Source organism: Streptomyces sp. NPDC057543, from assembly GCF_042801895.1.
Classification (GTDB): Bacteria; Actinomycetota; Actinomycetes; order Streptomycetales; family Streptomycetaceae; genus Streptomyces.
Genome location: NZ_JBHVFF010000361.1, coordinates 1 through 7,338, shown reverse-complemented (window position 1 = coordinate 7,338; position 7,338 = coordinate 1). Strand labels below are relative to the sequence as shown.

The 7,338-nt window shown below is 66.0% G+C and carries 6 protein-coding genes; all 6 read right to left on the bottom strand.

What is annotated here, in order from left to right; all coding sequences use genetic code 11:
• Positions 1–37 precede the first annotated feature (37 nt).
• Positions 38–1,189, bottom strand: coding sequence for an ABC transporter ATP-binding protein (locus tag ACFU8Q_RS36970; protein WP_384463184.1), 1,152 nt, complete (start codon positions 1,187–1,189; stop codon positions 38–40).
• Positions 1,182–2,237 carry an ABC transporter ATP-binding protein gene (locus ACFU8Q_RS36965; protein WP_384463181.1) on the bottom strand — a complete coding sequence of 352 codons (1,056 nt, stop codon included), beginning with the start codon at positions 2,235–2,237 and terminating at the stop codon, positions 1,182–1,184. Before ACFU8Q_RS36965 ends, ACFU8Q_RS36970 begins: the two co-directional genes overlap by 8 nt.
• 17 nt (positions 2,238–2,254) lie before the next feature.
• The gene (locus ACFU8Q_RS36960; protein ID WP_384463178.1) at positions 2,255–3,178 is read right to left on the bottom strand and encodes an ABC transporter permease; all 924 of its coding nucleotides are present in this window, start codon (positions 3,176–3,178) and stop codon (positions 2,255–2,257) included.
• 31 nt (positions 3,179–3,209) lie between these two features.
• The gene (locus ACFU8Q_RS36955) at positions 3,210–4,133 is read right to left on the bottom strand and encodes an ABC transporter permease (RefSeq protein ID WP_384463175.1); all 924 of its coding nucleotides are present in this window, start codon (positions 4,131–4,133) and stop codon (positions 3,210–3,212) included.
• Between the two features lie 165 nt (positions 4,134–4,298).
• Positions 4,299–5,951 carry an ABC transporter substrate-binding protein gene (locus ACFU8Q_RS36950; protein ID WP_384463172.1) on the bottom strand — a complete coding sequence of 551 codons (1,653 nt, stop codon included), beginning with the start codon at positions 5,949–5,951 and terminating at the stop codon, positions 4,299–4,301.
• 450 nt (positions 5,952–6,401) lie between these two features.
• Positions 6,402–7,001, bottom strand: a complete 600-nt coding sequence (locus ACFU8Q_RS36945; protein WP_384463169.1) for a hypothetical protein — start codon at positions 6,999–7,001, stop codon at positions 6,402–6,404.
• Between the last annotated feature and the right edge of the window lie 337 nt (positions 7,002–7,338).

Here is a 7,338-nt window from a genome sequence, read left to right as displayed (position 1 = left end):
GTTCCGGGCCTTCCGGCTCATGTCCGGCCGGACATCGTCACGCCGCGCCGACGACGTCCTTCTCCTCGGCGAAGTGGCATGCCGACTCGTGCGCGGCCGGTGTGTCCGAACCCCTGAAGCGCTCGGGGACCGCCAGCAGCGGCAGCTCCGTGGAGCACTTGTCCTGGGCCTTCCAGCACCGCGTACGGAAGCGGCAGCCCGACGGCGGGTTCGCCGGCGACGGGACCTCACCGGTGAGGATGATCCGCTCGCGGCCCTCGCGGGCCTCCGGGTCGGGGACCGGGACCGCCGACAGCAGCGCCTGGGTGTAGGGGTGCGTCGGGTGGTCGTAGATCTCCGTGTCCGTGCCGATCTCCGCCATCTTGCCGAGGTACATGACACCGACCCGGTCGGAGATGTGCCGGACGATGGACAGGTCGTGCGCGATGAAGAGGTAGGACAGGTTGAACTCGTCCTGGAGCCTCTCCATCAGGTTGATGACCTGGGCCTGCACCGACACGTCGAGCGCGGAGACCGGCTCGTCGCAGATGATGATCTCCGGGTTGAGCGCGAGGCCGCGGGCGATGCCGATGCGCTGGCGCTGGCCGCCGGAGAACTGGTGCGGGTACCGGTTGATGTACTCCGGGTTGAGCCCGACGACGTCCAGCAGCTCCTGGACCCTGCTGCGGCGGTCGCCCTTCGGCGCCACCTCGGGGTGGATCTCGTACGTCTCGCCGATGATGTCGCCCACCGTCATACGGGGGTTGAGCGAGGTGTACGGGTCCTGGAACACCATCTGGATGTTGCGGCGGACGGCCTTGAGGGCCTTGCCGGACAGCTTGGTGATGTCCTGGCCCTTGTAGAAGACCTCACCGGAGGTGGCGGTCTCCAGGAGCATCAGGAGCTTGGCGACCGTGGACTTGCCACAGCCGGACTCGCCCACGATGCCGAGCGTCTCGCCCTGGTACAGGTCGAAGGAGATCCCGTCGACAGCCTTGACCGCGCCGATCTGCTTCTTGAACAGGATGCCCTGGGTCAGCGGGAAGTGCTTGACCAGGTTGCGCACCTGCAGGACCGGCTCCCCGCGGTCCACCTTCGCGTCGAGGGCGGCCACCGCCTCCGCCTCCGTGGCGGCGTCGACCGTCTCCACCTCGGTGACGTTGGGGAGGGCGTCGTCCACGGCGGCGTCCTTCTTGCTGGGCTCAGCCATGGATCTGCTCCTTCCAGAAGTGGCAGGCGCTGCCGCGTCCGACCAGCTCGGTGCCGTCCGGCTCGGTCACCGGCAGCAGGGCCGGGACGTCGGTGCGGCAGATGTCCTGCGCCTTGGGGCAGCGCGGGTTGAACGCGCAACCGGAGGGCGTCTTCAGCAGGTTGGGCGGCAGACCCTTGATCGCGAAGAGCTCGTGGCCCTTCTGGTCGAGCCGCGGGATCGAGTCGAGCAGACCGCGGGTGTACGGGTGCGCGGGGCGCTTGTACAGCTCGTGGATCGGGGACTGCTCGACGATCCGGCCCGCGTACATGACCGCGATCTTGTCCGCGACGTCGGCGACGACGCCGAGGTCGTGGGTGATCAGGATCAGGCCCATGTTGTACTCGCGCTGGAGGTCCGCCAGCAGGTCCATGACCTGTGCCTGGACCGTCACGTCGAGCGCCGTGGTGGGCTCGTCCGCGATGATCAGGTCGGGCTCCAGGGCCAGCGCCATGGCGATCATGATGCGCTGGCGCATACCGCCGGAGAACTGGTGCGGGTAGTCGTTGACCCGGTTTCTGGCGGCCGGGATCTTCACCCGGTCCATCAGCTCGATGGCCCTGGCCTTGGCGTCCTTCTTGGACATGCCCTGGTGGACCCGGAACATCTCGCCCAGCTGGTTGCCGACCGAGTAGACCGGGTTCAGCGCGGAGAGCGCGTCCTGGAAGATCATCGCCATCTTCGGGCCGCGCAGCTTGCGCCGCTCGCTCTCCGGGAGCTGGAGGATGTCCTGCCCCTTGAAGAGGATCTCGCCCTTGGCGACCCGCCCGGGGGGCGAGTCGAGGATGCCCATGATCGCCTGCGCGGTCACGGACTTGCCGGAGCCGGACTCGCCGAGCACGGCGAGCGTCTCACCGGCCCGGACGTCGTAGTTGACGCCGTTGACGGCCTTGACGATGCCCTCGCGGGTCTTGAACTCGACGTGCAGGTCGCGCACTTCGAGCACAGGGGGCTCGGTGTCGCCGGAGCGCTGGTTCGGCACTTCCGCGGTGACGTGTGAAGTAGTCATGTAGTGGTGCCGCCCTCTCAGCGCAGCTTCGGGTCAAGGGCGTCACGCAGCCCGTCGCCGACGAAAACGAAACCAAGGACCGTGAGGACCACGGCGATCGACGGGTAGACCCAGAGGTAGTCCTTGACCCCGAGGAAATCGCGGGCCGAGGACAGCATGTTGCCCCACTCGGCGACTTCGGGACTGACCCCGACGCCCAGGAAGGACAGCGCCGCCTCCGCCACGATCGCGCTGCCGACACTGAAGGCGGCGTACGCCATCACCGCGGCGATGGAGTTGGGAATGATGTGCCGGATGATGATCCGCGAGGTGCTGGCGCCCAGAGCGCGGGCGGCGAGCACGTAGTCGGCCTCGCGGACCGACAGGATCGAACTGCGCAGCAGTCGGGAGACCGTCGGCCAGGTGAAGACTCCCAGCGAGATGATCACCGGGGCGACGCCGCGGCCCATCGCGATGATGACGACGATGGCGCCGATCAGCAGCGGGAAGGCGAAGAAGACGTCCGCGATGCGCATCAACACCGAGTCGGTGGCCTTGCCGAAGTACCCGGCGAGGGAGCCGACGATCATGCCGATCAGGCACGCCAGGAAGATCGAGGCGAGACCGATCACCACGGCGATACGGGCGCCGTAGATGATGCGCGACAACTGGTCGCGGCCGAGCGCGTCGGTACCGAGCAGGTGCCCGTTGCCCGGCGACTGCAGGGTGTTGTTGAGGTCCTGCGCCAGCGGGTCGAACGGCGCGAGCAGCGGTGCGCACGCGGCGGTCAGGAACAGCAGGCCGACCAGCACCAGGCCGACCACGGCCAGCTTGTTGGCCAGGAAGCGGTGGCGGATCTCGCCCCACTGGGTGACGCGAGCGATCGCCGGCTCGGCCTCGGCCGGAGCGGCCGCCTTCTGAGCGGTCCCCGCCTCCGCTGTGCTCTTGGTGAGCTCAGTCATGGGTGTGACTCCTAGAACGGGCTGCCTGGGATCAGGCGAGACGGATGCGCGGGTCGAGGACCGCGTACAAGAGGTCGACGATCAGGTTGAGCAGAACGAACACGGCGACACCGAAGGTCACCACGCCGATGATGATCGGGTTGTTCTGCTGCTGAACCGCCTGGACCAGCGCCAGCCCGATGCCGTCCCAGTTGAAGATCGCCTCGGTGATGAGAGCACCGCCGAGCAGGCCGCCGAAGGAGATGCCGAGGTAGGTGACAACCGGGATGATCGAGTTGCGCATCACATGCTTGACGAGCACCGTCCGCCGGGGCAGACCCTTGGCGACGGCCGTCTTGACGTAGTCGGCCCGCAGCACCTCGAGCATGGTGCCGCGCATGAGTCTCGCCACCAGTGCCGCGTCGAGGATCGCCAGTGTGAAGGCCGGCAGGATCAACGAGTTGAAGGAGCCGTCGGAGATCAGTGGGAACCACTGGAGGTCCACCACGAAGAACTTCTGCAGCACCATACCGATGATGAAGGAGGGGAATCCGACGGCCAGCGTGGTCAGCAGAGTGATCAACACGTCCCAGAACGAGTATCTGAACAACGCGGCAATCAGACCGGCGAAGACGCCGATCGCGATGTCGATGAGGATGGCCGTGATAGCCAGCTCGGCGGTGTTCGCGAGCTTCGGCTTCAGGATCTCGGTCACCGGGCGGCGCTGGGTGAAGTCCTCACCGAGATCGCCCTTGGCCAGGTTCTGGACGAAGTGGCCGTACTGCACCGGCAGCGGGTCATTGAGACCGTAGCGCTCCCGGAGTTCGGCCACGACGGCCGGGTCGCGAGCCTTGTCACCACCGAGCGAACCCACGGGGTCGCCGGGCAGGATGAACAGGCAGCAGAAGAGAACAACGGTCGCACCGAAGAGGACGACGATCATCTGCCCGAGCCGGCGGATCACATATCTGCCCACGATGCCTCCTTCACATACTGAGCGTGGGGTGGGCGGCGTCATCCGATCGGGAGAGCGGCCGCTGCCGGGCGCTGGTAGGGGGTGCGCCCGGGACGGAGCGAAGGCCGTGAAACCGAAGAAGTTACTCCGACTCCACGGCCTTCGCCTACCTACTGCAGGAGGCTCTTACTTGGCAGAGATCTCTGCGAGAGTCGGGTCCTCGAAGAAGTCCATCTTGATGTTGTTGAACTTCTTGTTGTTCACCAGACGGTACTGGGTGCGCTGCCACAGCGGGATGACACCCTGGTCGGTGTCGATGGCGATCTTCTCGGCCTGCTTGTACAGGTCGGCACGCTTGGTGGCGTCCTTCTCGGAGCGGGCCTGGTCGAGCAGCTTGTCGAACGCCGGGTTCGAGTGGCGGCCGCGGTTGTCGCCCTGCGCCTTGCCGGTCGCCTTGTCCTCACCGATGCCGGCGGTGCTCAGCAGCGGGGCGAGGAAGTTGTCCGCGGTCGGGTAGTCGGCGGTCCACGCCGAACGCCACAGACCGTTGGCGCTCTTCTCCTGCTGGGCGGCCAGGGCCTCCTTGAACGGCTTGCCGTCCAGCTTGACGTTGAGGCCGAGGACGTCCTTCAGCTGGGCCGCGATGGCCTGCACCCACTCCTCGTGCCCGGCGCCGGTGTTGTAGCCGAAGTTGATGGTCGTGCCCGGCTTCAGGCCGCCCTTCGCGGCGAGCTCCTTGGCCTTGGCCTTGTCCTGCTTGACACAGGAGGTGCAGACACCGGCCTGGTAGGTGTCGGCGAAGGACGGCGGGAGGAACGCGGTGGCCGGCTTCTGCATGCCCTGGAAGACGGACTTGGCGATGGCCTCGCGGTCGATCGCGTACGAGATCGCCTTGCGCGCGTCGGCGTTGTTCAGCGGCTTGGACTGGTTGAACGCGACCAGGTAGTTGATGCCGGAGAACTCGGCCGAGTACCACTGGCCCTGCGGCTCGTACTTGGCCTTGGCGACCGGGAGCTGCGGGGTGGGCATACGGGCGTAGTCGAACTGGCCCGACTGGAAGCCCGTGTACTCGAGCTGGGCGCCGTTGGCCGGGTTCAGGATCTTGAACTCGACCTTGTCCAGCTTGGCCTTGGTCAGGCCGTAGTCGTCGTTGCGGACGAGGGTGATCGAGCCGTTGTGCTGCCAGGAGCCCTGCATCTTGAAGGCGCCGTTGCCGATCGGGGCGTCGTTGAACGACTTGTTGTCACCGGCGCCGGCGACCTTCGGCACCGGGCTGAAGGCCGCGTGGGCGGTCTTCTTGTCGAACTCGAAGTCCGGCTCGGTCAGCTCGACCTTGAGGGTGTTGGCGTCCGGAGCGGACAGGCCGGCGAACTTGTCGCTCTTGCCGCCCTTCAGGTCGTCGTAGCCCTTGATGCCGGCCATGTGGTACGAGACGTCGGAGGCCGAGGCCTTCGCGGCGACACGGGTCCAGCCGCGGATGAACGACTCGGCGTCGACGACCTCACCGTTGGTGAACTTCGTGCCGGCCTTGATCTTGAACGTCCAGGTCTTGCCGTCCTCGGACGTGCCGGACTCGGCGAGCTTCGGGACGAGCTTGCCGTCCGTGGACACGTCGTACAGCTGGGTGAAGAGGGCCCGGGCGACGACCATGCCCTCGGACTCCTGGGCGTTCACCGGGTCGATGGAGACCGGCTCGGTGATGCCCATACGGAACGTGCCACCGCCTGCCCCCTTGCCGGCGTCGTTCTTCTTGTCGCCGTCCCCGCCACCGCAAGCGGTCGCAGCCAGGGCGATGATTGCCGCTCCCGCGACCCACTTGGCGCTCTTGGCACCACGCATGGGTTTCCTCCTCATGAGTCCACTGATCTACAAGAAGGGCCTTGGTCGTTCGCCGACACCCCTGACGGCAATGACACCCAAGTACCCGAGTGTGCTCGTGAGTCGGCACTCCCCACAGTGCGTGACCCATTGACCCGAGCTCATCGAGCCAACTATTAAGTACGGCCGGGCTGTAAACCACAGCTAAAGGGTCTCGTTTTGACAACATCAATCGCCCGCGTAGACCCGAAATGCGGACAAAGTGATCCCAGACAGACACCCCCGAAACGGACCGTTAACACATGTTCCGGAGAGCGACGCCCGATAACCGGACACTCGGCCCACGAATACGAGTTGCACATCTGAGGGACGGCGCGCTCACGTCACCGGTCCGAGGGAGTGCCGAAGTGCCCCGCATGTCCGCTTGCGCGCGAACGTGCGGGGCACCTGCTCGACCGACCGGCGGTGAGGTCAGCAGTACTTCTTCTGCACCAGGTCGGCGATGCTCTTACGGCTCACCTTCTCGCCGCAGCGAGTGGCCCCCTCGACCAGTGCGCCGTAAGTCTTCGCCGTGCCGTGTGCCTGCTTGATCCACTTGGTGCCCCGGTCGCACCGGTATCCCTGCCAGTACCCCGACGCCTGGAGCCTACCCGCGTAGAACCAGTACCGGCCCTTCTTGGTGAGCTGATCCGTCACGGTGATGCTCTTGGTCGTGGTGTGACCCTTGGCGTGCACGTAGCTGCCCTCGACATTCGCGTCGAGGCTCGCCAGCACCTTGCCCACCGAGAAGCCCGCGGACGCCCCGCCGGTGACGGACCAGGTGGCGGTCAGCGTCTTCTCGTGCGTGACGGTGCGGGTGTACGTCGTCTTGCCCCCCGTGTACTCCTTCTCCACCCCCTTCGGCCTGTGCGTGAGCACGCGGCTGTGACTCGCGGTGACCCAGCTGACCGAGCGGCTGCCCGGATCGCAGATCAACTGCCCGGCGCTTGCCGTGGTCGCCGGCACGGCTACCAGAGCCGAGGCGACAAGTGCGGTCCCGGCGGCCGCCGAAGCGATGCGCATCTTCTTCACGATTCCCCATTTCGTCCTGCGCAGACGGCACGGCGAACACCATCCCCCTGCGCCCGAATCGATCGCTTCCGCGAATCTACAATCATTCGCATTGCAATCTTCACCCCCCACCGTTCGGTGCGGCAGGACCAGAGTGCACCCCAACATGACTGCTACGCCAGTGATTTGAGGAATGCTTGAGCTATCCGTGTGCCAGATGGGAATCATTGCGATCACAAATATGGAGTCAAGCGAACGTTCCCAGCAGCACACTAATGTCCGCCCGTACGGGATGAATCACCGATTTCGGGGCGGATCATCACCACAAAGGCCCGGCCTCCCGCACGGTGTGCGGGAG

Bases quoted from the DNA above. Each gene is read 5' to 3' on its own strand.
- ACFU8Q_RS36970 (WP_384463184.1), bottom strand. From the start codon at position 1,189: ATGGCTGAGCCCAGCAAGAAGGACGCCGCCGTGGACGACGCCCTCCCC.
- ACFU8Q_RS36950 (WP_384463172.1), bottom strand. From the start codon at position 5,951: ATGCGTGGTGCCAAGAGCGCCAAGTGGGTCGCGGGAGCGGCAATCATC.
- ACFU8Q_RS36965 (WP_384463181.1), bottom strand. From the start codon at position 2,237: ATGACTACTTCACACGTCACCGCGGAAGTGCCGAACCAGCGCTCCGGC.
- ACFU8Q_RS36960 (WP_384463178.1), bottom strand. From the start codon at position 3,178: ATGACTGAGCTCACCAAGAGCACAGCGGAGGCGGGGACCGCTCAGAAG.